At 71.0% G+C, this 25,145-nt stretch carries 24 protein-coding genes and 1 riboswitch; of the genes, 11 read left to right on the forward strand and 13 right to left on the reverse strand.

Features of this window, described 5'->3' with window-relative positions; genetic code table 11:
- Positions 1 to 532: 532 nt before the first annotated feature.
- A complete protein-coding gene (gene nagB, locus ACZ3IJ_RS07165) occupies positions 533 to 1,318 on the forward strand; it encodes a glucosamine-6-phosphate deaminase (protein ID WP_467466660.1) in 786 nt (261 codons plus the stop codon).
- Between the two features lie 96 nt (positions 1,319 to 1,414).
- Here nagB and ACZ3IJ_RS07170 read toward each other — a convergent pair whose 3' ends face one another.
- The 4 genes from ACZ3IJ_RS07170 to ACZ3IJ_RS07185 all read right to left on the reverse strand — a co-directional run bounded on the left by ACZ3IJ_RS07170 (position 1,415) and on the right by ACZ3IJ_RS07185 (position 6,155).
- Positions 1,415 to 2,932 carry a glycoside hydrolase family 3 protein gene (locus ACZ3IJ_RS07170; protein WP_467466661.1) on the reverse strand — a complete coding sequence of 506 codons (1,518 nt, stop codon included), beginning with the start codon at positions 2,930 to 2,932 and terminating at the stop codon, positions 1,415 to 1,417.
- Positions 2,933 to 2,940: 8 nt separating this feature from the next.
- Positions 2,941 to 3,810: a carbohydrate ABC transporter permease gene (locus tag ACZ3IJ_RS07175; protein WP_467466662.1), complete on the reverse strand. Its 870-nt coding sequence runs from the start codon at positions 3,808 to 3,810 to the stop codon at positions 2,941 to 2,943.
- Positions 3,807 to 4,799 carry a carbohydrate ABC transporter permease gene (locus tag ACZ3IJ_RS07180; protein WP_391798521.1) on the reverse strand — a complete coding sequence of 331 codons (993 nt, stop codon included), beginning with the start codon at positions 4,797 to 4,799 and terminating at the stop codon, positions 3,807 to 3,809. The genes ACZ3IJ_RS07175 and ACZ3IJ_RS07180 overlap by 4 nt, the downstream gene beginning before the upstream one ends.
- Before the next feature lie 75 nt (positions 4,800 to 4,874).
- Positions 4,875 to 6,155, reverse strand: coding sequence for an extracellular solute-binding protein (locus tag ACZ3IJ_RS07185; protein ID WP_467466664.1), 1,281 nt, complete (start codon positions 6,153 to 6,155; stop codon positions 4,875 to 4,877).
- 283 nt (positions 6,156 to 6,438) lie between these two features.
- Here ACZ3IJ_RS07185 and ACZ3IJ_RS07190 point away from each other — a divergent pair, with 283 nt between their 5' ends.
- From ACZ3IJ_RS07190 to ACZ3IJ_RS07215, 6 genes are all read left to right on the forward strand, one after another.
- On the forward strand, positions 6,439 to 7,203 hold the full coding sequence (locus ACZ3IJ_RS07190; protein WP_383178218.1) for a GntR family transcriptional regulator: 765 nt from the start codon (positions 6,439 to 6,441) through the stop codon (positions 7,201 to 7,203).
- A 208-nt stretch (positions 7,204 to 7,411) separates the two neighbouring features.
- Positions 7,412 to 7,666 (forward strand): DUF3311 domain-containing protein, encoded by a 255-nt coding sequence (locus ACZ3IJ_RS07195; protein WP_467466665.1) that lies wholly within the window; start codon positions 7,412 to 7,414, stop codon positions 7,664 to 7,666.
- On the forward strand, positions 7,663 to 9,282 hold the full coding sequence (mctP, locus tag ACZ3IJ_RS07200; protein ID WP_352186985.1) for a monocarboxylate uptake permease MctP: 1,620 nt from the start codon (positions 7,663 to 7,665) through the stop codon (positions 9,280 to 9,282). Before ACZ3IJ_RS07195 ends, mctP begins: the two co-directional genes overlap by 4 nt.
- 83 nt (positions 9,283 to 9,365) lie before the next feature.
- Positions 9,366 to 9,869: a GNAT family N-acetyltransferase gene (locus ACZ3IJ_RS07205; protein WP_467466666.1), complete on the forward strand. Its 504-nt coding sequence runs from the start codon at positions 9,366 to 9,368 to the stop codon at positions 9,867 to 9,869.
- 32 nt (positions 9,870 to 9,901) lie between these two features.
- Positions 9,902 to 10,049: riboswitch (cobalamin riboswitch) on the forward strand.
- A 129-nt stretch (positions 10,050 to 10,178) separates the two neighbouring features.
- Positions 10,179 to 12,542, forward strand: coding sequence for a ribonucleoside-diphosphate reductase subunit alpha (locus ACZ3IJ_RS07210; protein ID WP_467466667.1), 2,364 nt, complete (start codon positions 10,179 to 10,181; stop codon positions 12,540 to 12,542).
- Positions 12,542 to 13,555, forward strand: a complete 1,014-nt coding sequence (locus ACZ3IJ_RS07215) for a ribonucleotide-diphosphate reductase subunit beta (protein ID WP_391798526.1) — start codon at positions 12,542 to 12,544, stop codon at positions 13,553 to 13,555. Before ACZ3IJ_RS07210 ends, ACZ3IJ_RS07215 begins: the two co-directional genes overlap by 1 nt.
- 76 nt (positions 13,556 to 13,631) lie before the next feature.
- Here ACZ3IJ_RS07215 and def read toward each other — a convergent pair whose 3' ends face one another.
- The 8 genes from def to ACZ3IJ_RS07255 form a co-directional block, all read right to left on the reverse strand.
- Complete coding sequence (gene def / locus ACZ3IJ_RS07220) at positions 13,632 to 14,261, reverse strand: peptide deformylase (protein WP_467466669.1); 630 nt, start codon at positions 14,259 to 14,261, stop codon at positions 13,632 to 13,634.
- Between the two features lie 69 nt (positions 14,262 to 14,330).
- Positions 14,331 to 15,311, reverse strand: coding sequence for a tetratricopeptide repeat protein (locus ACZ3IJ_RS07225; protein ID WP_467466670.1), 981 nt, complete (start codon positions 15,309 to 15,311; stop codon positions 14,331 to 14,333).
- 79 nt (positions 15,312 to 15,390) lie between these two features.
- Positions 15,391 to 16,692 carry an HD-GYP domain-containing protein gene (locus ACZ3IJ_RS07230; RefSeq protein WP_467466671.1) on the reverse strand — a complete coding sequence of 434 codons (1,302 nt, stop codon included), beginning with the start codon at positions 16,690 to 16,692 and terminating at the stop codon, positions 15,391 to 15,393.
- A complete protein-coding gene (locus tag ACZ3IJ_RS07235; protein ID WP_467466960.1) occupies positions 16,689 to 18,194 on the reverse strand; it encodes an HD-GYP domain-containing protein in 1,506 nt (501 codons plus the stop codon). The genes ACZ3IJ_RS07230 and ACZ3IJ_RS07235 overlap by 4 nt, the downstream gene beginning before the upstream one ends.
- Before the next feature lie 142 nt (positions 18,195 to 18,336).
- Positions 18,337 to 18,636 (reverse strand): mycothiol system anti-sigma-R factor, encoded by a 300-nt coding sequence (rsrA, locus tag ACZ3IJ_RS07240; protein ID WP_383177653.1) that lies wholly within the window; start codon positions 18,634 to 18,636, stop codon positions 18,337 to 18,339.
- The gene (locus ACZ3IJ_RS07245; RefSeq protein WP_352186978.1) at positions 18,633 to 19,289 is read right to left on the reverse strand and encodes a sigma-70 family RNA polymerase sigma factor; all 657 of its coding nucleotides are present in this window, start codon (positions 19,287 to 19,289) and stop codon (positions 18,633 to 18,635) included. Before ACZ3IJ_RS07245 ends, rsrA begins: the two co-directional genes overlap by 4 nt.
- Before the next feature lie 240 nt (positions 19,290 to 19,529).
- Entirely contained in the window at positions 19,530 to 20,165 is a 636-nt protein-coding gene (locus ACZ3IJ_RS07250) for an alpha/beta hydrolase family protein (protein ID WP_467466672.1), read from the reverse strand.
- Positions 20,166 to 20,203: 38 nt separating this feature from the next.
- On the reverse strand, positions 20,204 to 21,019 hold the full coding sequence (locus ACZ3IJ_RS07255; RefSeq protein ID WP_467466674.1) for an SOS response-associated peptidase: 816 nt from the start codon (positions 21,017 to 21,019) through the stop codon (positions 20,204 to 20,206).
- Between the two features lie 62 nt (positions 21,020 to 21,081).
- On the opposite strand from ACZ3IJ_RS07255, the gene ACZ3IJ_RS07260 reads away from it, so the two are divergent.
- The 4 genes from ACZ3IJ_RS07260 (at position 21,082) to ACZ3IJ_RS07275 (ending at position 24,574) form a co-directional block, all read left to right on the forward strand.
- A complete protein-coding gene (locus ACZ3IJ_RS07260; protein WP_467466675.1) occupies positions 21,082 to 21,768 on the forward strand; it encodes a M50 family metallopeptidase in 687 nt (228 codons plus the stop codon).
- A gap of 29 nt (positions 21,769 to 21,797) precedes the next feature.
- Positions 21,798 to 23,141, forward strand: coding sequence for a 3-phosphoshikimate 1-carboxyvinyltransferase (aroA, locus tag ACZ3IJ_RS07265; protein ID WP_391798532.1), 1,344 nt, complete (start codon positions 21,798 to 21,800; stop codon positions 23,139 to 23,141).
- 3 nt (positions 23,142 to 23,144) lie between these two features.
- Complete coding sequence (rsgA, locus tag ACZ3IJ_RS07270; protein ID WP_467466677.1) at positions 23,145 to 24,158, forward strand: ribosome small subunit-dependent GTPase A; 1,014 nt, start codon at positions 23,145 to 23,147, stop codon at positions 24,156 to 24,158.
- A 92-nt stretch (positions 24,159 to 24,250) separates the two neighbouring features.
- The gene (locus tag ACZ3IJ_RS07275; protein WP_376441362.1) at positions 24,251 to 24,574 is read left to right on the forward strand and encodes a DMT family transporter; all 324 of its coding nucleotides are present in this window, start codon (positions 24,251 to 24,253) and stop codon (positions 24,572 to 24,574) included.
- Here the strand turns inward: ACZ3IJ_RS07275 and ACZ3IJ_RS07280 are convergent.
- On the reverse strand, positions 24,466 to 25,125 hold the full coding sequence (locus ACZ3IJ_RS07280) for a TetR/AcrR family transcriptional regulator (protein WP_467466678.1): 660 nt from the start codon (positions 25,123 to 25,125) through the stop codon (positions 24,466 to 24,468). The genes ACZ3IJ_RS07275 and ACZ3IJ_RS07280 overlap by 109 nt on opposite strands.
- Between the last annotated feature and the right edge of the window lie 20 nt (positions 25,126 to 25,145).

The raw sequence follows: 25,145 nt of genomic DNA on the forward strand, positions 1-25,145 counted from the left end.
CGCAGCCTTGCCGATGGATGGACAGACGAGAATGGTCTAGTCCACAATGGCGGAGCAGTGTTCTTGTGAATACCTCCGCCCTCCCCGCACAGGAGGGCGGACGAGAGGATCGGCGCTCTCTGCCCTGACTGCGCCGGGACCTCCCGATAACGGCCGTGGGACCGCACATCCTCGGCCGGGCAACTCCGGGCTGCGGTGCCGGACGGGTTGAGGGTCCCGTCGGGCGCCGTAGCCCGCGGGTGTTTTACGGGCCGGTGACGCTCCCCCGCCCCTCCAGGAACACCGGCCGAGCCCCCCGCCCCCCGCCCCGCCCTTCGGGTGGCAGGGCTCCGGTGGCTGCGCGGGGCGGGCCGTTCCACGATGGAGACGGGCCCGGGAAGAGCGCCGAGACGGGTACCCGCGCTCCCGCCCACACTCCCGTCCACGAGTCGGAAGAGCCTGAGCGGACGGTCCCCGCTCTGCTAGATTGAACTTTGATTGGTCTATACCACCAGGCCCCTCCCCAGCCCCTCACCAGATCGGCAGGCACAGCGTGGAAGTTGTCATCGTCCCGGACGCCACGGCAGGCGGAGAGCTCATCGCGGACGGCATCGCCGGCCTCCTGCGCCGCAAGCCCGACGCGCTGCTCGGCGTTGCCACCGGCTCGACTCCGCTGCCCATCTACGAGGCCCTGATCGCCCAGGTCAAGGCCGGTTCCGTGGACGCCTCCCGCGCCCGGATCGCCCAGCTGGACGAGTACGTCGGACTGCCCACCGGGCACCCCGAGTCGTACCGCTCCACCGTGCTGCGCCAGGTCGTCGAGCCGCTCGGGCTCTCCGCGGACGCCTTCATGGGCCCCGACGGCTCCGCCGAGGACGTCCAGGCGGCCTGCGAGGCCTACGACCGGGCCCTGCGCGACGCCGGCGGGGTCGACCTGCAGATCCTCGGCATCGGGACCGACGGCCACATCGGCTTCAACGAGCCCTGCTCGTCGCTCGCCTCGCGGACCCGGATCAAGACACTCACCGAGCAGACCCGCGTCGACAACGCGCGCTTCTTCGAGAACGACATCGAGCAGGTGCCGCACCACGTCATCACCCAGGGCATCGGCACCATCCTGGAGGCCCGTCACCTGGTCCTCCTGGCCACCGGCGAGGGCAAGGCCGACGCGGTGGCCCAGACCGTCGAGGGCCCGGTCGCCGCACTCGTGCCGGCGTCGGCGCTGCAGCTCCACCCGCACGCCACGGTCGTCGTCGACGAGGCCGCCGCGTCCAAGCTGAAGCTCGCGGACTACTTCCGTCACACCTTCGCCAACAAGCCCACCTGGCAGGGCATCTGAAGCGTCCGTACGGTCCGTACGGAGTCCGTACATGAAGGGGCCCGGCACCTGGTTCAGGTGCCGGGCCCCTTCGCGCACGCCCCCGGGCAGGGGGTCTCAGATCCCCGCGATGACCTCCGCCGCCGCGCGGCCGCAGACCCGGGCCGCGCCGTGCGTGGCGATGTGCAGGGCTCCCCGGGGCTCGGCCTGGTTCAGGCCCATCTCCACCACGACGGTGTCCGGGCGGGCCGCCAGCAGGGCGTCGAGGGCCTCCGTCATCCACGGGTGCCGGTGGGCGTCCCGTACGACCGCGACGATCCGGCGCTCCCCGGCGGCCGCGAGCACGGCGTCCACCGACGGCTCGTCGTAGGCGCCGGTCTCGGTGCCGGGCAGCAGCCGCTTCAGCTCCGCGGCGACGCCCCAGGGCGTCTCGTCGCCCACGGCGAAGTTGGCGACCGGGGTGAAGGCGGCGACGTAGGGGGCGCCCGTGACCGGCGCGCAGGGCCGCTCCCCCGTCGTGACCGTCAGGGCCCGGCGTGCCGCGACGAGTCCGATCTCGGTGCCGGGCGCGGTCCCCTCCTGCACTGCCGCGCCCGGCCCCGGAACAGCCCCCCTGGCCCGGTGCGCCTGGGTCCACGACGCCAGGGCGCGTACCCGCGCCGCGGCGTCCGCCAGCCGCTCCTCGGGCAGTTCACCGGTCCGTACCGCTGCGACCAGCGCGTCGCGCAGCCGCAGTACGGTGTCCTCGTCGGCCAGCCCGCCGCCGACACAGATGGCGTCGGCGCCCGCGGCGATCGCGAGGACGGATCCACGCTCGATGCCGTACGTCGACGCGATGGCCTGCATCTCCATGCCATCGGTGACGATCAGCCCCTCGAAGCCGAGCTCCTGGCGCAGCAGACCGGTGAGGATCTGCGGGCTCAGGGTCGCCGGGCGGTCCGGGTCGAGCGCGGAGAGAAGGATATGCGCGCTCATGACTGCTTTGGTACCCGCGGCGATGGCGGCGCGGAAAGGTACCAGCTCACGGGCGTGCAGTGTGGCGAGGTCCACATCGATCCGGGGCAGCGCGTGGTGCGAGTCCACGTTCGTGTCGCCGTGCCCGGGGAAGTGCTTGGTGCACGCGGCGACGCCGACGGCCTGGAGGCCCTCGACGTACGCCACGGTGTGCCGGGCGACCAGATCCGGGCCGGCGCCGAAGGACCGGACGCCGATGACGGGGTTGTCGGCGTTGGAGTTCACGTCGGCCGACGGGGCCCAGTTGAGGTCGACCCCGCAGGCGGCGAGGCGGCGGCCGAGCTCCTCGGCGACGGCGCGGGTGAGGCCGGTGTCGTCGACCGCGCCGAGCGCGTAGTTGCCGGGGAAGGAGGAGCCGTGCCGGACCTCCAGGCGGGTGACGTCCCCGCCCTCCTCGTCGATGGCGACCAGGACGTCGTCGCGCTCGGCCCGCAGCCGCGCGGTGAGCGCGGCGAGCTGCTCGGGGGAGGCGATGTTCCGGCCGAACAGTCCGACCGAGGAGAGCCCTTCGCCGATCCTGCGGAGCAGCCAGTCGGGCGCGGTGGTGCCGAGGAACCCTGGCTGGAGGACCGTGAGCGCGTCACGGGTCAGGGTGTCCGAGGCGGTGGCGAGTGTGGTCATGGGCGGTGTCATCCCTTCACCGCGCCGGCCGTCAGGCCCGCGGCCATCTTGCGCTGGACGAGCAGGAAGAGGATCACGATGGGGACGGCCATCATGGTGGAGCCCGCCATCATCGGGGCGTACTCGGTGCCGTTCTTCGTGATGAAGTTGCCGAGCCAGACGGTGGCCGTCTGGTTCTGCTGGCTCATCAGCATCAGCGCGTAGAGGTACTCGTTCCACGCCTGGATGAAGCCGTAGACGGAGGTGGCGACCATGCCGGGGGCGAGCAGCGGGAAGACGACCCGGACGAACGCGCCGGTGCGGGTGCAGCCGTCGACCTGGGCGGCCTCCTCCAGCTCCTTGGGGATGTTGACGATGAAGCCGCGCAGCGTCCACACCGTGAAGGGGAGGATGAAGGTCAGGTACGTGATGATCAGGCCGCTGATCTTGTCGTACTGGCCCAGGTCGTTGAGCATCAGGAAGACCGGGATGATCATCGCCACGAGCGGGACCATCTGGACGGCGAGGATGCCGACGATGACGATCTTGCGGCCGCGGAAGGCGAAGCGCGAGATGGCGAGCGCCGCCAGCATGCCGACGATGATGCCGATGACGACGACCACGGACGAGACGACGAGGCTGCGGGTGACCGGGCCCCAGAAGTCGGCGATCTCCAGCGCGCGCTTGAAGTTCTCCAGCGTGAAGGTGGAGGGGAAGAAGTGCGGGTCGGGGTCGATGGCGTCCTTGGCCGGCTTGAAGGCCGTGTTGACCATCCAGTAGACCGGGAAGCCGATGGTCACGAAGACGAGGAGCCCGATCAGGTTCCAGCCGAGCTTCGACTTGCGGCGGCGGGCGACGGCGGGGCGGGTGACGGCGGGGGCCGCGGTGTCCGTGCTCACTCCACCTCTCCGATCTTCAGCATCTGACGCATGTAGACGGCGACCACGCCGAGCAGCAGCACGACGGTGACGAGCGCGATCGCGGAGCCCATGCCGTAGTCGTTGACGACGAACGCCCTGTCGAACGAGTACGTGGTGAGCAGCTGGAACTCGGCCTCGGGGTGGCCGTTGCGCATGACGTAGACCTGCGGGAAGACGCCCATGTCCCAGATCACCGAGAGCGTCGTCAGCATGACGATGATCGGCTTGAGGATGGGCAGGGTGACGAAGCGGAAGACGCCCCAGGCTCCGGCGCCGTCGAGGCGGGCGGCCTCCTCCAGCTCCTTGGGGACCTGGGTCAGGCCGGCGCTGAGCGTGATGACGACGAAGGGCACGGCGCCCCAGACGACCAGCAGCATGATGACGGCCAGGCCCTGGGGGCCGCTGGCGAACCAGTTGTGGCCGATCATGTCGACGCCCGGCACCTTGCTGAGCAGCCAGTTGAGGACGCCGTAGTCGGTGTCGAAGAGCCACTTGAAGATGGCGGTGGCGACGATGATGGGCATGCCCCAGCTCGCCACGAGCGCGATGTTGATGAGGGCCTTGACCCAGCCGGAGACGCGCTGCAGCAGCAGCGCGATCAGCATGCCGAGGACCATCGTGAGGACGACGGCGCCGCCCGCGAAGATCACGGTGCGCAGGACGACGGCCCAGAACTCGCCGTCGCCGAGGATCTTGGTGAAGTTCTCGAAGCCCGCCCACTCCGCCTCCTGGAAGCCCCAGAGCTGGGGCTGCCCGAAGTACTGGAACGAGAGGGTCACCAGGCGCACGAGCGGATAGCCGAGCACCAGGAGCAGGATCAGGAGGCAGGGCGCGAGCAGCAGCCAGGGGATGCCACCCCCGCCCAGGCTCGGCTTCTTCCCCGTCTTCGGGGCACCGGCCGCAGGGCCGGATGGTGGCGATTGCCGCGCCGGCGGCACCTTCGCGGTGGTTGTGTCTGCGGCACTCATCCCGTGCTCCTCAGCGATCCCTCTCGTGGTACGGGAAGCAGGGCCCCGTCACGGTGACGGGGCCCTGCCCATAGGTCACTTGGTGTTGATGACCTTGTCGATCGCGGCGTCCGCGTCCTTGGCGGCGGCGTCGACCGACTTCTTGCCGTTGGCGATCTCGATCAGCATCGTCTTGAGGATCTGGGCCTTCTCGACCTGACCCCAGCCCGGGGCGGTGGGCACGAACCAGCTGGACTCGGCGGCGGTGGCCGGGACCGTGGTGGCCGGGTCGGCCTTCAGCGGGGCGAGGTCCTTCTTGTTGTTGGGCAGGTTGCCCTTGGCGGCGAGGCCCTTCTGGCCCTCGGCGCCGGTGAAGGCGGCGATCCACTCGGCCGCGACGCCCTGCGCCTTGGACTTGACCGGGATGGCGAGGTCCGAGCCGCCGAGGAAGACCGGGAGGGCCTTGCCGGACGGGCCGGGCATCACGAAGTTCTCGACCTTGTCGGCGAGACCGCCGACCTTGTCGTTCTCCGGGGTGGCGGAGGTGGCGCCCTCCCAGCCGGCGGCGAACATCGTCGCGGCGTTGCCCTGGCCGAAGACGACGGGACGGTCGGACTCGTCCTTGGTCTTGTCGCCGTGCATGTACTTGTCGAGGATGCCCTTGTACTCGTTGAGGCCCTTGAGGGACTCGGGCGAGGACAGGTTCGCCTTCCAGGTCTCGCCGTCCTGCTTGGCGATGGAGCCGCCGGCGCCGTAGACGAAGGCCATCGCGCCGTACCAGTCCGGTGCCGGCTGGTACCAGGCGCTGAACTTGGCGCCCTTCTTCTTCTGGATGGCGTCGAGCGCGGAGGTCAGCTCGGCCCAGGTCTTCGGGGTGGCCTTCACGCCGACCTCGGCGGCGATGTCCTTGCGCCAGGTGCCCACGCGGCCACCGGCGTAGTAGGGGACGCCGTAGGTCTTGCCGTTGTAGGTGACCGACTCCTTGAGGGCGTCGAGCCACTGGTCCGAGTTCTCGAACTTCGAGGCGTCGACCTCGGCGAAGGCGCCCTTGGCCATGTAGCTGATCATCTCGGAGTTGCCCATCTCGACAACGTCCGGGGCCTTGTCCGTGGCGAGCACCGCGTCGAGCTTGGTGTTCTTGTCCGGCCAGCCGTAGTACTCGTGCTTGATCTTGATGCCCGGGTGCTTCTTGGTCACCGCGTCGTCGGCGGCCTTGACCAGCTCCGGCCAGTTGTTCTGGGCGTCGACCGTCAGCCAGACGGTCAGCTCCTTGGCGTCGCCGCCGGCGTTGTCCCCGCTCTTGTCCGTACCGCCACACGCCGCGATGCCGACCATGATGCCCGCGACGCCGATCGCCGCGATGAGCTTGCGCTTCACGCCACCCTCCTCAGGGATGCCTGCAACCCCCCCACCGCGCGAAGACATACGTCGAGTAGTGCTCGTGGGGCTGGGACCTGGTCTTTAATGGTTTAGACCAGTACCCGGAGCTTGGCCTAGACCTTTAGGGGTGTCAAGGGTGTATAAGAAGGGCAGTCGGGTCCGTTATCGGACCGACACCTGAGGGAGGGCGACGACCCGTGACCGGTCCGTGCCACCATGTGAGCCGCGACAGACGGAGGAGCCGGTGACGGCAGCAGCACAGGAGTCGGGAAGGCAGGCCATGGCCACGGACGCGGGCGGCACGGAGAAAGAGGGCGGGGTCGGCACCCGCACCGCCCGCGTGCCCAAGTACTACCGACTGAAGCGGCATTTGCTCGACATGACGGAGACGCTGCCGCCCGGCACGCCCGTCCCGCCGGAGCGCACGCTCGCCGCCGAGTTCGACACCTCGCGCACCACCGTGCGCCAGGCCCTGCAGGAGCTGGTCGTCGAGGGCCGCCTGGAACGGATCCAGGGCAAGGGCACGTTCGTCGCCAAGCCCAAGGTCTCGCAGGCGCTCCAGCTCACCTCGTACACCGAGGACATGCGGGCGCAGGGGCTCGAGCCCACCTCGCAGCTGCTCGACATCGGGTACGTGACGGCCGACGACACCCTCGCCGGGCTGCTCGACATCTCGCCCGGCGGACGCGTGCTGCGGATCGAGCGGCTGCGGCTCGCGAGCGGCGAGCCGATGGCCATCGAGACCACGCATCTCTCGGCCAAGCGCTTCCCGGCGCTGCGCCGCTCCCTGGTGAAGTACACCTCGCTCTACACCGCGCTGGCCGAGGTGTACGACGTGCACCTCGCCGAGGCCGAGGAGACCATCGAGACCTCGCTGGCGACCCCGCGCGAGGCCGGCCTGCTCGGCACAGACGTGGGCCTGCCCATGCTGATGCTCTCCCGCCACTCGCTGGACGCCCAGGGCGAGCCGGTCGAGTGGGTGCGCTCGGTCTACCGCGGCGACCGGTACAAGTTCGTGGCCCGGCTCCAGCGCCCCAACGGCTGAGCGGAACGCGCCACTTCGGCGTGAACCGATGCCCCGGCACATCCGTGAGGAGTGTCGGGGCATCGTCGTGTCCGCCGGGCCGCACAGATCGACACCCGTCCGTTATTCGGACGGGGGTTCCATGGAGCGAAACAGTCCCCTAGATTTCACGCGCATTACGCATGATCCATGCGATCCATGGTGTTCAGCGAGGGGACGGAGTCGCCGTATGTCCGAAGTGACACAAGGGAAACAACCGGTCGTCACACCCATCCGCGTGGTGGTCGCGCTCTGCCTGGTCGCGCCGTTCGTGGCGATGCTCTGGGTGAGCTCGTACGCGAAGGTCGAGCCGACCTTCGCCGGCATCCCGTTCTTCTACTGGTACCAGATGGCCTGGGTACTGATCTCGACCGCGCTCACTATGGTCGCCTACAAGCTGTGGCAGCGTGACCAGCGCGCCCGTAAGGAAGGTGCGTCGCAGTGAAGGACGGCGTGAACGGCGTCGCACTCGCCGTCTTCATCTTCTTCTTCCTGGCCGTCACGGTCATGGGATTCCTGGCCTCGCGCTGGCGCAGAGCCGAGAACGAGAACAGCCTCGACGAGTGGGGCCTCGGCGGCCGTTCGTTCGGCACCTGGGTGACCTGGTTCCTCCTCGGCGGCGACCTCTACACCGCGTACACCTTCGTCGCCGTCCCCGCGGCGATCTACGCGGCGGGCGCGGCCGGCTTCTTCGCCGTGCCGTACACGATCCTGGTCTACCCGCTGATCTTCACCTTCCTGCCGCGCCTCTGGTCGGTGTCGCACAAGCACGGGTACGTGACGACCTCGGACTTCGTCCGGGGCCGCTTCGGCTCCAAGGGCCTCTCGCTCGCGGTCGCCGTCACCGGCATCCTCGCGACCATGCCGTACATCGCGCTCCAGCTCGTCGGCATCCAGGCCGTCCTGGACGTGATGGGCGTGGGCGGTGGCGAGACCACGCACTGGTTCGTCAAGGACCTGCCGCTGCTCATCGCCTTCGGCGTCCTCGCGGCGTACACGTACTCCTCGGGTCTGCGCGCCCCGGCGCTCATCGCCTTCGTCAAGGACACCCTGATCTACATCGTCATCGCGGTGGCGATCATCTACATCCCGATCAAGCTCGGCGGCTTCGACGAGATCTTCGCCAAGGCCGGCGAGGCGTACGCGACGATCAACCCGGCGACCGACAAGCCGCGCGGTGCGCTGGTGCCGGGCGAGATGGGCCAGTGGGGCTACGCGACGCTGGCGCTCGGCTCGGCGCTCGCGCTCTTCATGTACCCGCACTCGATCACGGCGACGCTCTCCTCGCGCAGCCGTGACGTGATCCGCCGCAACACCACGATCCTGCCGCTCTACTCGCTGATGCTGGGGCTGCTGGCGCTGCTCGGCTTCATGGCGATCGCCGCCGGGGTCAAGGTCTCCAACGGCCAGCTCGCGATCCCGCAGCTCTTCGAGAACATGTTCCCCGACTGGTTCGCGGGCGTGGCCTTCGCGGCCATCGGCATCGGCGCGCTGGTGCCGGCCGCGATCATGTCGATCGCCGCCGCCAACCTCTTCACCCGCAACATCTACAAGGACTTCCTGAAGCCGGACGCCACACCGGAGCAGGAGACCAAGGTCTCCAAGCTGGTGTCGCTGCTCGTCAAGGTCGGCGCGCTCGCCTTCGTCCTCACCATGGACAAGACGGTCGCGATCAACTTCCAGCTGCTCGGCGGCATCTGGATCCTGCAGACCCTCCCGGCGCTGGTCGGCGGCCTGTTCACGCGCTGGTTCCACCGCTGGGCACTGCTCGCCGGCTGGGCCGTCGGCATGGTCTACGGCACGGCGGCGGCGTACGGCGTGGCCAGCCCGACCCAGAAGCACTTCGGCGGCTCGTCCGCCGAGATCCCGGGCATCGGCGAGATCGGCTACATCGGTCTCACCGCCTTCGTGATCAACGTGATCGTCACCGTCGTCCTGACCTTCGTCCTGAAGGCCGTGAAGGCGCCCGAGGGCGTCGACGAGACCTCTCCGTCGGACTACACGGCGGACGCGGGCGACGCGGGCGTGAAGCCGCTGCCCAAGGTCGGCGCCGGTCACTGACCGTTCCGGTACGGCGAAGGGCCCGGGGTCTCCGCGAGGAAATCCCGGGCCCTTCCGTGTGCCCCCGAGGCAGACTTCCCTCCATGGACTTCACCATCAGAGCGGTACGGCCCGAGGAGCACGAGACCCTCGGCGACATCACCGCGCGCGCCTACCTCGACGACGGACACCTCGACTTCGGCGAGGCGGACGACTACCTCCACCTGCTGCGGGACGTGCCCCGGCGGGTCGCGGAGGCGGAGGTGCTGGTGGCGGTGGACCGCACGGGCACCGTCCTCGGCGGGGTGACCTTCGCCCGGGGCGGTGAGGAGTGGGCCGACATCGCGGGCGAGGGCGAGGCCGAGTTCCGGATGCTCGCCGTGGCGAAGGAGGCGCGGGGCCGGGGCGTCGGCGAGGCGCTCGTACGGGCCTGTGTGGAGCGGGCGCGGGAGACCGGGGGATGCCGTCGCGTGGTGCTCTCCACCCAGGCCCGGATGGCCGCCGCGCACCGGATGTACGAGCGAACGGGCTTCGTCCGCACGCCCGGCCGGGACTGGAGTCCGCTCGCCGACATGGACCCCCTGCTCACCTACGCCTTGGAGCTCTGACTCGCCAACGACACAACATGTGGGGGGTGCTTCGAGGAGCGCCCCCCACATGTATGCTCATCCTCGCTGTCCTCGCAGGGGAATCCGGTGGAAATCCGGAACTGTCCCGCAACGGTGTGGTTTCTGCGTGCTTGCGCACGCGGACCGAGTCCGAAGACCTGCGGACGGCGCGCCCGGTCCTTCCGTTCCGGGTGCCACAGACGTCCGGGCCTCGCGGAGTGGGCCGTGGCGCGGCCCTCCCCTGTCCACGGGTGCGGCCGCCGCCCGCCTCCCTCCGCCGGCCCCGAGCCGAGCGAGGGAGAGCCCCACGTGACCATCGCGCCCGCCGATCCGGCCGCAGCGATCGAGAGCGACGGCAACGAGAGCGACGGACCCGGGACCGTGCTTCTGCGGACCCTGACCGACCTCACCGCCGACCTCACCGACACCGACCCCGGCAAGGTCGCCGCCGCCGCGCTGCGCGGCCGCAACGCCGGTTCGGACGAGGCGGAGCTGCGCGAGCTGGCCACGGAGGCGGCGGCGGGTCTGATCGCCGAGGACCCGGCGTACTCACGGCTCGCCGCCCGGCTGCTCACGATCACCATCGCCGACGAGGCGGCCTCGCAGGGCTCGGTCACCTTCTCGTCGTCCGTCACCGTCGGTCACCGCGAGGGCCTGATCGCCGACCGTACGGCCGAGTTCGTCCGGCGGCACTCCGAGCGGCTCGACGCGCTCATCGACGCGGACGCGGACGACCGCTTCGGCTACTTCGGTCTGCGGACCCTCTACTCGCGCTATCTGCTGCGTCACCCGATCACCCGCCAGGTGATCGAGACCCCGCAGCACTTCATGCTGCGCGTCGCCTGCGGCCTCGCCGAGGACGACTCCACCCGCGCGCTCGACGAGGTCGCCGCGCTGTACGGGCTGATGAGCCGGCTCGACTACCTGCCCTCCTCCCCCACACTCTTCAACTCCGGCACCCGCCACCCGCAGATGTCGTCCTGCTACCTCCTCGACTCCCCGCTGGACGAGCTGGACTCCATCTACGACCGGTACCACCAGGTCGCGCGGCTCTCGAAGCACGCGGGCGGCATCGGCCTGTCGTACTCCCGCATCCGCGCCCGCGGTTCGCTGATCCGCGGCACCAACGGGCACTCCAACGGCATCGTGCCGTTCCTGAAGACACTGGACGCCTCGGTGGCGGCCGTGAACCAGGGCGGACGGCGCAAGGGCGCGGCCGCGGTCTACCTGGAGACCTGGCACGCGGACATCGAGGAGTTCCTGGAGCTCCGTGACAACACCGGTGAGGACGCCCGGCGTACGCACAACCTGAACCTGGCGCACTGGATCCCGGACGAGTTCATGCGCCGGGTCAACGCGGACGCCGAGTGGTCGCTCTTCTCCCCGGCTGACGTGCCCGAGCTCGTCGACCTGTGGGGCGAGGAGTTCGACGCCGCGTACCGCGCCGCCGAGGCGAAGGGCCTGGCCCGCAAGACCATGCCGGCCCGTGACCTGTACGGCCGGATGATGCGGACCCTGGCCCAGACCGGCAACGGTTGGATGACCTTCAAGGACGCCTCGAACCGTACGGCCAACCAGACCGCCGAGCCGGGCCACACCGTCCACTCCTCCAATCTCTGCACGGAGATCCTGGAGGTCACGGACGACGGCGAGACGGCCGTCTGCAACCTGGGCTCGGTCAACCTCGGCGCGTTCGTGGTCGGTTCGGACATCGACTGGGAGCGGCTCGACGCGACCGTCCGTACGGCCGTCACCTTCCTCGACCGGGTCGTCGACATCAACTTCTACCCGACCGAGCAGGCGGGCCGCTCCAACGCCCGCTGGCGCCCGGTCGGCCTGGGCGCGATGGGCCTCCAGGACGTCTTCTTCCAGCTCAAGCTGCCCTTCGACTCCCCCGAGGCTCGCGCGCTGTCGACCCGCATCGCCGAGCGGATCATGCTCGCCGCGTACGAGGCGTCCGCCGACCTCGCCGAGCGCAACGGGCCGGTGCCGGCCTGGGACAAGACCCGCGCGGCCCGCGGTGTCCTGCACCCCGACCACTACGACGTGGAGCTCAACTGGCCCGAGCGCTGGACGGCGCTGCGCGAGCGGATCGCCGCGGTCGGCATGCGCAACAGCCTGCTGCTCGCCATCGCGCCGACGGCGACGATCGCCTCGATCGCGGGCGTGTACGAGTGCATCGAGCCGCAGGTCTCCAACCTGTTCAAGCGCGAGACGCTCTCGGGCGAGTTCCTCCAGGTCAACTCGTACCTGGTGGAGGAGCTGAAGAAGCTCGGCGTGTGGGACGCGCAGACCCGTGAGGCGCTGCGCGAGTCCAACGGCTCGGTGGCCGGCTTCACCTGGGTCCCGGCCGAGGTGCGCGAGCTGTACCGGACGGCGTGGGAGATCCCGCAGCGCGGTCTGATCGACATGGCGGCGGCCCGCACGCCGTTCCTCGACCAGTCGCAGTCCCTGAACCTGTTCCTGGAGACGCCGACGATCGGCAAGCTGTCGTCGATGTACGCGTACGCCTGGAAGCAGGGCCTGAAGACGACGTACTACCTGCGCTCCCGCCCGGCGACCCGGATCGCCCGCGCGGCCCAGGCCTCCGCGCCCATCCCCGTCCAGGCGACCCCCGAAGAGGCCGTCGCCTGCTCCCTCGAAAACCCCGAGTCCTGCGAGGCCTGCCAGTAATGAGCTCTTCCGACAAGAACCTTCTCGACCCGGGCTTCGAGCTGACCCTGCGTCCGATGCGCTACCCGGACTTCTACGAGCGCTACCGGGACGCGATCAAGAACACGTGGACGGTGGAGGAGGTCGACCTCCACTCGGACGTCGCCGACCTCGCCAAGCTGACGCCCGGTGAGCAGCACATGATCGGCCGGCTGGTGGCGTTCTTCGCCACCGGTGACTCGATCGTCGCCAACAACCTCGTGCTGACGCTGTACAAGCACATCAACTCCCCCGAGGCGCGCCTGTACCTCTCGCGCCAGCTGTTCGAGGAGGCCGTGCACGTCCAGTTCTATCTGACGCTGCTCGACACCTACCTGCCCGACCCCGAGGACCGCGCGGCGGCCTTCGACGCGGTGGAGAACATCCCCTCGATCCGCGAGAAGGCGCAGTTCTGCTTCAGGTGGATGGACTCGGTCGAGAAGATCGACCGTCTGGAGACGCAGGCCGACCGCCGCCGTTTCCTGCTGAACCTGATCTGCTTCGCCGCCTGCATCGAGGGCCTGTTCTTCTACGGCGCCTTCGCCTACGTGTACTGGTTCCGCTCCCGCGGTCTGCTGCACGGCCTCGCGACCGGCACCAACTGGGTGTTCCGGGACGAGACGATGCACATGAACTTCGCCTTCGAGGTCGTGGACACCGTCCGCAAGGAGGAGCCGGAGCTCTTCGACGACGCGCTCCGGCAGCAGGTCACCGACATGCTGAAGGAGGCCGTCGAGGCGGAGCTGCAGTTCGGCCGCGACCTGTGCGGTGACGGGCTGCCGGGCATGAACACCGAGTCGATGCGCGAGTACCTCCAGTGCGTCGCCGACCAGCGCCTCCAGCGCCTGGGCTTCGCCCCGGTGTACGGCTCCGAGAACCCGTTCGCCTTCATGGAGCTCCAGGGCGTCCAGGAGCTGACGAACTTCTTCGAGCGCCGTCCGTCCGCCTACCAGGTGGCGGTCGAGGGCTCGGTCGACCTGGACGAGGACTTCTAGGTCCGCCGCCGGGTCCCGCAGACACGGCGAAGGGCCCCGCTCCGGGGGGAGCGGGGCCCTTCGCCGTACGCCGAGGTCAGTCGTTCGGGACCGTCTCGTACCGCGGGGTGCCCTCTTCCATCTGGCGCAGCGCGTCCTTGCGCTCGCGCTTGGAGAGCTTGTCGATGTACAGGAAGCCGTACAGGTGGTCCGTCTCGTGCTGGAGGCAGCGCGCGAAGTAGCCGGTGCCCCGGACCTTGATCGGGTTGCCCTGGGCGTCCTGGCCGTGGACCTCGGCGAAGTCCGGGCGGGCCAGCGAGGCGTACGCGGTCGGGACCGAGAGGCAGCCCTCGTTGGAGTCGTCCAGAATGCGGCGCTCGGCCGGCAGCTCCTGGAGCACCGGGTTGACGACGACGCCGGTGTGACGGACGCCATCGTCGTCGGGGCAGTCGTAGACGAAGACCTTCTGGTCGACGCCGATCTGGTTCGCGGCGAGGCCCACGCCCTCGGCGGCCTTCTGGCTGGCGAACATGTCGTCGATCAGCGCCGCGAGCTTGTCGTCGAACTCCGTGACGTCCTTGCACTCCCGGTGGAGCACCGGGTTGCCGACGACCGTGATCGGGCGCGCCGTGCCGCGCTCGCGGTACGCGAGCTCGCGCGCCTCGCAGTCCTCCGTGTCGACGACGAAACCGTCGTTGATCTGCTCGTCAGTCTCCTGCTGCGCCATTCCGCCGCACGCCTTCCTCAGAACCCCAGTCGATGGTCCCGTACAGCCTAAGGGCAGGATCCGGGCAGTTCAGCAGACCTCTTCGAGATCCCGCCACTCACGGCTGTCGGGGCTGTCCGCCACCCAGCCGTCGAGCAGGCCGCGGACCAGACCCACGGGCGCGGCGATCCCGCACTCCCGTTCGGGGACCCAGAGCTCGCCGGGGGAACGGTGGCCGAGCGGGCCGGGGTGGCCCGGTTCGCTGTGGTCGTGCGGGTCGAGGTGTTCGCCCTCGCCCTCGGCGCTGGGCATCGTCGACTCGGAGCAGGCGCGGCAGAGCAGCCGGACCGAGGAGGACCAGTCCTCCGCGGCGAAACCGGCGTCCGCGGCGAGCTGCTCCAGGGCGTCCCGGTCCGCCTCGGTGGCTGCCTCCAGAAGGACCACCCAGGTGGGGACGGGCGAGGGCGCCCAGAGCTCGATCTCGTCGAAGACGGGGTACGAGGGGCCGGCGCTGGTGGTGCGCTCGCCGTTGGGCACGCCGTCGTGGAGGACGACCTCGCCCCAGCGGCGGCCGGAGGACGGCAGCGGGATGGAGAGGATCTCGATCCGGGCCGGGTCCAGCCTGCGGCCCCACACGACCTCGGCCTCGCCCTCCGGCGAGAGCCGCACGGCGGCGCTCCCCAGCTCCATCCCGGCGGGCTCACCGGTCCCGGCGGAGGCCCCGGGCACCTTGAGCCCGTACGCCTGCCAGGCGCGGCGGGCCAGCGGCCAGTCCTGGAGCGCGGTGGCGGCGATGCCGACGTTCCACCAGTCGGGGGCGCCGTTCTCCTTGTCGAGGAGCGCGACGGCGCGCAGCCCGGCGGCCCGGGCCTGCTCCCAGTCGTGGCGGAACTTGTGCAGCAGCGCCAGGTTGAACCAGGACTCCGAGAGCCAGGGCTCCAGATCCGCCGCGCGCGTCAGGAGCGCGCCCGCGTCCTCGTACCGGCCGTCGCCGATCAGCGTGAACGCGCGGTCGGTGGCCTGCCGCCACGAGGCGGAGGGCCGATGCCGTACCTTCCCGAAGATCCTCACGATTCCCGCCTGCCGGTCGCTTCACCCTCTTGTTCGCATCCAACCATGCCCGGTTGGACGCGCGCTCATTACCCATGGGTTACCCAGGAGGGACAGGGGTGACGCCCCCGGTCACGGCGCCTCGCGCGAGGACCCGCGCGAGGGATTCGACGACCTCGGGATGGTGGTCCCTCGCGGTGGAGAGGCGCAGCCGTTCGAGGGCGGCGAGCGACCCGGCGGCGCCTGGACCGGCGCCGGTGAGGTCGTCGTAGGCGTTGACGGTACGGACGATCCGGGCGGGCAGCGGCTGGTCGCGGTACGGGTCGGCCTGGCGTTCCACGACGACGGCCACGGCCGCCGGGACGCCGGTCTGGCGGACGACCGCGCCGCCGAGGAGGGCGATCCGGCGCTGTTCCTCGGCGGGGAGGAGGGCGGTGGCGCCTTCGGGGACGGGGTCGACGAGGGAGAGCTGCCCGATGTCGTGCATGAGGGCGGCGTACTCCAGGACGGTCAGCTCGGGCCCGGTGAGACCCAGCTCACGCCCGACGGCCCCGCTGAGCGCGGCGACGCGGTGGGCGTGGCCCGGTGGGGTGCAGCCGGCGATCTCGGTGGCGCGGGCGAGCGAGGCGATCGTCTGCCGGTTGGTGGCGCGTACGGCCTCGTAGCGCCGGAAGGAGACCTGGGTGAGGAGCAGAGGCACGCAGAAGACGGGCAGGGCCCAGAGTCCGGCGGCGGCCACGCCGAGCGCCATGACGGTGCCGGTGGCGCAGACGGCGGAGCCGATGCCGATCAGGGCGCGGAGCTCCTCGCGGAGGAGGGGACCGTACGGGAAGCCGGTGCGGGCGCGGAGCATCAGGGCGGCGAGGACGGCGTCGCACAGGGCGGTGAGGCCGAGGAGCAGCGCGAGGAGGAGGGCGTAGGCGGGGCCGTTGCCGAGGCGGGCGGTGACCTCGCCGGAGTTGTAGAGCGGCTGGAAGCAGAGGGCGGCGAAGCCGACGGTGAGGATGCGGCGGGCCTGGTGGTCGAGGTCGGGTTCCTCGCCGCGGGCGAGGTGCGGGACGATCCCGACGAGCCGTCCCGCCACGACGACGGCGACGATCTGGAGGACGCCGTGGGTGGTCGCGTGCCCGGCCTGTTCGCCGAGGAGCGCATAGGCGAGGGCTCCGGCGGCGGCGAGCGGCGCGGGCTCCCTCCCGCGGAGTTCGCCGAGCGCGGTCGGTGCGCCGGCCCCGGGCGGGGCGCCCCAGCGGGCCAGCTCGCCGATGGCGATGAGGACCCCGAACGCGAGGGCGTTCCCGGGATCGCTGACCCCGTTCCAGAGCGTGAAGCCGAACCCGGCGGCGGTGAGCACGAGCGCGCCGCCGTGGACCGCCCCGAGGGTGACGCTCCGGGGGCGCCTCACGCGCGCCCGCCGGGTGGGACGTGCGCATGGGGGGCGACCCGGGCTCCCGGGCGCCGCGCCGGAAGCGCCGCGCGGTCACCGGGGGTGGCGACCGCGTCGGGGGCGGGCGGCGGCCCGGCGGCGGCGCGCGGCGCGCGTACGGTGTGCGGAGCCGCGACCGGGCCGCGCGCCGGCGGAACGTTTCCGGGCATGCCGGGCTCGTCGGCGGTGACCGCCGTCTGCCAGCCGTGCCGGTCGAGCGCCCGGACCAGCGCCCCGACCATCCGGGGGTCGAAGTGTGTGCCGGCGCACCGCTCCAGCTCCGCGACGGCCGTCGCCACCGGGCGGGCCCTGCTGTAGGACCGGGTCGAGGTCATCGCGTCGAAGGCGTCGGCGACCGCGACCACCCGGGCGAACTCGGGGATCTGGCTCCCGCTGAGCCCGTACGGGTATCCGCTGCCGTCCATCCGTTCGTGGTGGTGCAGGATCGCCGCCCGGGCCTCACCGAGGAAGCCGATGCCGCGGACCATCTCGTGTCCGTACTCCGGATGGAGTTCGATGATCCGGCGCTCCTCGGGGGTCAGCGGCCCGTCCTTGCGGAGCACCCGGGTCGGAACGCCGAGCTTGCCCACGTCGTGCAGGATCCCCGCGAAACGGAGGATCTCCAGGCGCTCCTCCGCCATGCCCAGCTCGTGGGCGATCAGCGCCGACGCCCGGCCGACCCGCTCGCTGTGTCCGCGGGTGTACCGGTCCTTGATGTCGACGGCCTGTACGAGGGCGCGGATCGTCGCCTGGTGCGCGGCGCGTTCGCGGTGGTACTGGCCGAAGACCCAGCAGGAGATGTACATCGGCAGCAGGACGAAGAGCGCGGCGACGGGGCCGTACGTGCTGCGCCAGAGCACCGCCATCATCAGCCCGGCGAGGCCGTGCACGGCGTACGGGGCGAGCGCGCGGCCGAGCTGTCCCCGCCACGCCGTGCGCGGCGGGATCCTCTCGGCGGCGACGCGGATCCCGCCGTCGAGGGCCGTCAGGACCAGGCAGAAGGTGAGCGCGGAGGCCGCGGCGGGGAGCAGGGCGTGGGGGAAGTCGGGGACGTACGTCCCCTTCCCGATGACCTCGTCGCAGCCCAGCGTCCCGGCGACGAGCGCGGCGGTCCAGACGGCGATCAGGAGCTGGGAGGTGCGCCAGACCCTGCGTACCCCCGCCGGCCGCTGTTCGACCCGGGCGACCAGCGCCCCCGGCAGCGCGGTGAGCGCGGCGGCCGCGGGCGGCAGGAGCAGCGCGGAGGCGAGCAGAACGGGGAAGAAGGAGCCGGCGCCCAGGGGCCCCGTGGTGCCGCCGAGGAGTCGGCGCGGGAGGGGGCGGCGCCCGGGGAACTCGCACAGGGCGTACAGCGCGGCGAGGAGCGCGACGGCGCTCCACGGCGTGTGCGCGCCGGGGCGCAGGGCGGGCAGCGCGCAGCTGACGGCGCCGACGAGGGCGCAGCCGACGTACACGCGTGCCGCCCAGGGAATCGCCATCACGCCCATCACGGCTGTCACGCTAGCGAGTTGGACGGGGCGTGCGGGGCTGCGGCGGCCGATTCGCACCATCGGGTGATACAAGCTGATGTATGCGCGAGGGCCGCCGCGATCTCGTCGCGGCGGCCCTTCTCGACGTGTGGGGCTACTCCGGAGCGGTCGCCGTGACGTCCTGCTCGGGCACGGCCTGGCCCGAGCGGATCAGGTCGATGCGGCCCATCACCTTGGCCCGCAGATCGGTGGGCACGTCGTCACTGCCGCAGCAGCGCTTGACGAGCTTCTTCACCGCCTGCTCCAGGCCGTACTTCTCCAGACAGGGGGAGCACTCCTCGAAGTGCACCTCGAACTTCGTGCAGTCACTGTCGGGCATCTCATGGTCGAGGAACTCGTAGAGATGATCCAGGACCTCTGAGCAATCCGTCTCGTGCGGCTCTCCGCAGCTCATGAGCCCGAGCCTTTCAGATCGTTCGACGACTCTCCGGCGCCCGCGGGAACGAGCCCGCGGTCGCGGGCGTAGTCCTCGAGCATGCCGCGCAACTGGCGGCGGCCCCGGTGCAGTCGGGACATCACCGTACCGATGGGTGTACCCATGATGTCCGCGATCTCCTTGTACGCAAAGCCCTCGACATCCGCGAGATAGACGGCGATGCGGAATTCCTCGGGGATCGCCTGGAGCGCTTCCTTGACGTCGGAGTCCGGCAGGTGGTCGAGCGCCTGCGACTCGGCGGACCGCAGACCCGTCGACATGTGCGACTCGGCACGCGCGAGCTGCCAGTCCTCGATCTCCTCGGCGGCGCTCCGCTGGGGCTCTCGCTGCTTCTTGCGGTACGAGTTGATGAAGGTGTTGGTGAGGATGCGGTACAGCCAGGCCTTCAGGTTCGTACCCTCGCGGAACTGGTGGAACGAGCCGTACGCCTTGGCGTACGTCTCCTGCACCAGGTCCTCGGCGTCCGCGGGATTACGCGTCATCCGGAGCGCGGCGGAGTACATCTGGTCGAGGTAGCCGAGGGCGTCCCGCTCGAAGCGCGCGTTGCGCTCCGCGGTCGTCTCCTCGGGGCCGTCGTCGGTCCCTGTGTCGGTCCCAGTGACCGGACCCACCTCCTCCAGCGCTGCGGCGAATCCGAATGCGGACCCACTCGATTCGGAGGATAGACGAGGAACCGCTCCGCCCGCCGCCCGAATAGGGGCGGTCTTGGGAGCGGGCAGCACTGTCCAGTCGAGGTCAGCGGCCTGCGCACGCTCGGGGCAGATGGTCGAACCCATGCGACGGACTCCCTCTTCCTTGCTCTCACACCGACATGGGGCACAACCGTGGTGGCACGCTCGGCATTCCCGCTCTCAGGGGCGGAGTGACGTGATCCACGAGGTGACCTCGTCGGTGATGAGGGCGAGGGTCCCCTCCGGTGTCACGGGGGCGCGCCTGGCCACGGTGAAGCCGTGATCGCCGTACGGCACCTCGACGAGCCGGTACGGCCCTTCGGGGAATTCGGCGGGCTTCCCGAAGGAGTCGTTGCCGCCCTGGACGACGAGGGTGGGCAGGCCCGTCCCGAGCAGCTCGTCGGCCCGGGACTTCTCCGGCCTGCCCGGCGGGTGCAGCGGGAAGCTCAGCGCGAGGACGGCCGCGGCGCCGAGCTCCTTCCCGGTCCGGCAGGCGACCCGGGCGCCCGCGCTGCGGCCGCCGGCGATCACCGGGAGGCCGGGCCCGCCGAGGGCGGGCCAGATCCCGCGCCAGCCGGTGTCCAGGGTCTTCGGGGCTGGGGCCACCTTCTTCCCGGCGACCCGCCACGGCTGCTCGACGAGCGCGACGGTCACTCCGCCGGCGGGCAGCGCGCCGGCCAGGGCCTGGAGGTCGCGCGCCTCGATCCCGCCGCCGGCCCCGTGGCTCAGGGCGAGCACCGCCCATGGCTTCTTCCCCGGGTACCAGGTGATCCGGGCGTCACCGGCGTCGGTCGGAACGATCTCACTCGTGGTCACGCCCCCATCCTGCCGCGCGCGGCCGTCCCGGGGTGCGCTCAGAACAGCGTGCCGACCTCCGGGCCGTCGAGTTCCTTCATGAGCTCCGGCCCGTTGTTGCGGACGTTGCTCACCGCCGTCGCGACCGGGAACGCCCGCATGAGCCCCTCGGGCGGCGCCGCGAGCAGCCCCTTGAGCTCCTCGGCGTCGGTGCGCCGCGGGTCCAGCCAGGCGTCCCAGCGGTCCGGGGTGAGCATGAGCGGCATCCGGGGGTGGATGTCGGCGAGCGAGTGGGGGCCCTCCTCGGGGGCCACGCCGAGCGGGCCGCTCTCCGCCTCCGTCGTGACGACCGAGCAGGTCACCCACCAGGCCGACGGGTGGTCGTCGGGCAGGGTGCGGTCGCGCCAGAACTCGTAGAGGCCCGCCATCGCGAAGACGGACCCGTCCGCCGGGGTGACGAAGTACGGCTGCTTCCGCGTCCGCTTCTTCTTCCCCTCGACCTCCAGCTCCCGCTCCCCGGTGCCGGTCACCCACTCGTAGTAGCCGTCCGCGGGCAGGATGCAGCGGCGCGCGGAGAAGGCGCGCTTGAAGGAGGGCTTCTCGGCGATCGTCTCCGCCCTCGCGTTGATCATCCGGGCCGCGCCCTCGGGCGTCTTCGACCAGGAGGGCACGAGGCCCCATTTCAGTCTCCGGAGCTGGCGAACCGGCCGCGGCGAATCCGCGTCCTTGAGAGGACGCTCCAGTACCGCGTAGACCTCCTTGGTCGGGGCCACGTTCCAGTCCGGAGCCAGGGTCTCCTCCGGCTCCCACTTCTCGACCTCGAAGATCCCCACCAGGTCCTCGGGCCGACGACTCGCTGCATACCGTCCGCACATACGTGCCACACTGCCACGATCCCGATCCGATCCCGATCCCGTCCGAGGAGCCAGTCCAGAAAATGACCGAAGTCCTCGGCACACAGCCCGCCCCCGAAGAGTGGCTGGTGATCGTCACCGGCGTGGCCGCGCTCCTCGCCACCGTCCCCCGCGCGATATGGCGGATCTCGCGGAACGCCGTCACCATCGCGCACGAGGGCGGCCACGGTCTGATCGCCCTCGTGACGGGCCGCCGGCTGCAGTCCATCCGGCTCCACTCGGACACCAGCGGGCTCACCGTCTCGCGCGGGCGCCCCACCGGCATCGGCATGATCCTCACCGCCGCCGCCGGCTACACCGCCGCCCCGCTGCTCGGCCTCGGCGGCGCCTGGCTGCTCGCCGACCACCGGATCACGCTGCTCCTCTGGCTCGCCACCGCGCTCCTCCTCGTCATGCTGGTGATGGTCAGGAACGCGTACGGGATCTTCACCGTCCTCGTGACGGGCGCCGCGTTCCTGCTGGTCTCCTGGCTCACCGGCCCGGACGTCCAGTCCGCGTTCGCGTACTCCGTGGTCTGGTTCCTGCTCCTCGGCGGGGTCCGCCCGGTCTTCGAGCTCCAGGGCAAGCGGCGCCACGGAGGGGCACCGGACTCCGACGCCGACCAGCTCGCCCGGCTCACCCATGTCCACCCGGCGCTCTGGCTCTTCTTCTTCCACGCGGTCGCGATCTGCTCCCTGATCGGCGGAGGGCGCTGGCTGCTGGGGCTGTAGCCACCGCGTGCCCCACTAAAGTGAGGGGCATGACCGATACCTCCCCGCACGCCGACCTGCACACCGACCTCTGGCCCGCCCCCTATGCGAGCGGTGCCGTCGACGCGACCGTCACCGTGCCCGGATCGAAGTCGGTCACCAACCGCGGACTGGTCCTCGCCGCGCTCGCCGCCGAGCCGGGCTGGCTCCGCCGCCCGCTGCGCTCCCGCGACACGCTGCTCATGGCGGAGGCCCTGCGCACCCTGGGCGTGAAGATCGAGGAGACGGTCAACTCCAGCTCCTCGGCCGCGGGTGGCACGGGCGAGGCCTGGCGGATCATCCCGGCCGGGCTGCACGGCCCGGCGACCGTGGACGTCGGCAACGCCGGCACGGTCATGCGCTTCCTGCCCCCGGTCGCGGCCCTCGCCGACGGTCCGGTGCACTTCGACGGCGACGCCCGGTCCCACGAGCGACCGCTGCACGGCGTGATCGACGCGCTGCGCGTGCTCGGCGCCCGCATCGACGACGACGGGCGCGGCGCGCTGCCGATGACCGTGCACGGCGGCGGGGCGCTGGACGGCGGCCCGGTGGAGATCGACGCCTCCTCGTCCTCCCAGTTCGTGAGCGCCCTGCTGCTCTCGGCCCCCCGCTTCAACCAGGGCGTGGAGGTACGGCACGTGGGAGCGAAGCTCCCGTCCCTCCCCCACATCCGGATGACCGTCGACATGCTCCGCCAGGTGGGCGCCCAGGTCGACGAGCCGGAGACCGGCGGCGAGGCGAACGTCTGGCGGGTCTCCCCGTCGGCCCTGCTCGGACGCGATCTGACGGTCGAGCCCGACCTGTCCAACGCACAGCCCTTCCTGGCCGCGGCCCTGGTCACCGGCGGCCGGGTGACGGTCCCGGACTGGCCCGCCAGGACCACCCAGCCCGGTGACGCGCTGCGCGAGATCTTCACCGAGATGGGTGGCTCCTGCGAGCTGACCGAGGCGGGTCTCACCTTCACCGGAACCGGCCGGATCCACGGCATCGACGTGGACCTGAGCGAGGTCGGAGAGCTGACGCCCGGCATCGCGGCGGTCGCGGCGCTCGCGGACTCGCCCTCGACGCTGCGCGGCGTCGCGCACCTGCGGCTCCACGAGACGGACCGGCTCGCGGCGCTCACCAAGGAGATCAACGAGCTCGGCGGCGACGTGACGGAGACCGAGGACGGTCTGCTCATCCGCCCGCGCCCGCTGCACGGCGGGGTCTTCCACACGTACCACGACCACCGGATGGCGACCGCGGGCGCGATCATCGGCCTCGCGGTCGAGGGTGTGGAGATCGAGAACGTGGCGACGACGGCCAAGACCTTGCCCGACTTCCCCAGGATGTGGACCGAAATGCTCGGAGTCTGATCCATGCGGCACTACGGGAAGCGCACCGACGAGGACGACATCCGCCAGCGGCCCAACCGCAAGGGCAACCGTCCCCGCACCACCATCCGTCCCAAGCACGAGGACGCGGTCGAGGGCATGGTCCTCACCGTGGACCGCGGCCGGCTCACCGTCCTCCTCGAGGACCGGGTGGTCCTGGCGATGAAGGCGCGCGAGCTGGGCCGCAAGGCCGCGGTCGTCGGCGACCGGGTCTCGCTCGTGGGCGATCTGTCCGGCGAGAAGGACACGCTGGCCCGGATCGTACGGATCGGTGAGCGCAGCTCCGTGCTCCGCCGCACGGCCGACGACGACGACCCGTTCGAGCGGGTCGTCGTCGCCAACGCGGACCAGCTGGCGATCGTCACCGCGCTCGCCGACCCCGAGCCGCGCCCGCGGCTGATCGACCGCTGTCTGGTCGCCGCGTACGACGGCGGGCTGACCCCGCTCCTGGTGCTGACCAAGTCGGACCTGGCGAAGCCGGACGAGCTCCTGGAGATGTACGGCGCGCTGGGTGTGCCGTACGTGGTCACCACGCGCGACGAGTTCGTGGACGGAGTCGCCGCCGAGCGGGTGCACGAGCACCTGAAGGGCCGCACGACCGCGTTCGTCGGCCACTCCGGTGTCGGCAAGACGACCCTCGTCAACGCGCTGGTCCCGGAGGACCGGCGCCGGATTACCGGGCACGTCAACGCCGTGACGGGTCGCGGCCGGCACACCACCACCTCGGCACTCGCCCTCCCGCTGGATTCGCGCGAGGGCGGCTGGGTGATCGACACCCCGGGCGTGCGTTCCTTCGGTCTCAACCACGTCGACCCGTCCCGGGTGATCCTGGCCTTCCCCGATCTCGTACCGGGTACGGAGAACTGTCCGCGGGCCTGCAGCCACGACGAGCCGGACTGCGCGCTGGACGCGTGGGTGGCCGAGGGGCACGCGGACCCGGCGCGGCTGTACTCACTGCGCCGACTGCTCGCGACCCGGGAGCGACGCGAAGGCGACTGACGCGCCCGCGTTTGCGGTCCACCACCGCTGGTAAGTGCATAATCGCACCAAGTGCGACGAAGCGGTCACCTACGGCGTGGGAGGCACTGACGATGGCGTGGCTGCTCGTGGTGGTCGCCGGACTCCTGGAGACGGGGTTCGCGGTCTGCCTGAAGCTCTCGCACGGGTTCACCCGGTTCTGGCCGACGGTCGCCTTCGCCTGCTTCGCCCTCGGTAGCTTCGGACTGCTGACGCTCGCGCTGCGCAAGCTGGACGTGGGCCCCGCGTACGCGGTGTGGACCGGCATCGGCGCGGCCGGGACGGCGATCTACGGGATGGTCTTCCTCGGCGACGTCGTGTCCACCCTGAAGATCGTGTCGATCACGCTGGTGATCGTCGGCGTGGTCGGACTCCAGCTCTCGGGCTCCGCGCACTGACCGTCCGCGACGAGGGGCGCCGGGGCGACGACGTAGGAGAGCGCGAGCCGCAGCACGATCTCGCAGGAGTTCCGCACGTCTCCGTCGCGATCCTGGAGCACCGTCGCGGCGCGGTCGCGGGCGAGGCAGAGCAGGTCGGTGGGGGACGGCACGCCCGCGTCGGCGCGGCGCTGCGCGGGAACGGCGGAGGCGCGTGATCCGGCTCTGGCCGGGCGGGGGACGGGGAGCCGCTCGCCCCAGCAGCCGGTGAGCAGGGCCCTCAGTACGGGGCGGGTGTAGGCCTGGGAGACGGTCCACTCGGCGACGGCGAGGAGGTTCCGCCGGGGCGGGGCGGGCGCGGCCAGGACCCGTTCGACGCCCTGGAGGTAGGCGTCCGCCTCGCGCCGTACGAGCGCGCGGGCGAGGCCCTCCTTGCTGCCGAACTCGTTGTACAGGGTCTGCCGGGAGACGCCGGCGGCGGAGGCGACGTCGACCATCCGGACCGCGGACCAGGGCAGCACCGCGAGCGACGCGAGGGCGGCATCGAGCAGGGCCTCACGGGCAGTCGGCATCGTCGCCTCCCGGCCAGAAC

Source organism: Streptomyces sp. NPDC013317 (genome assembly GCF_055563155.1).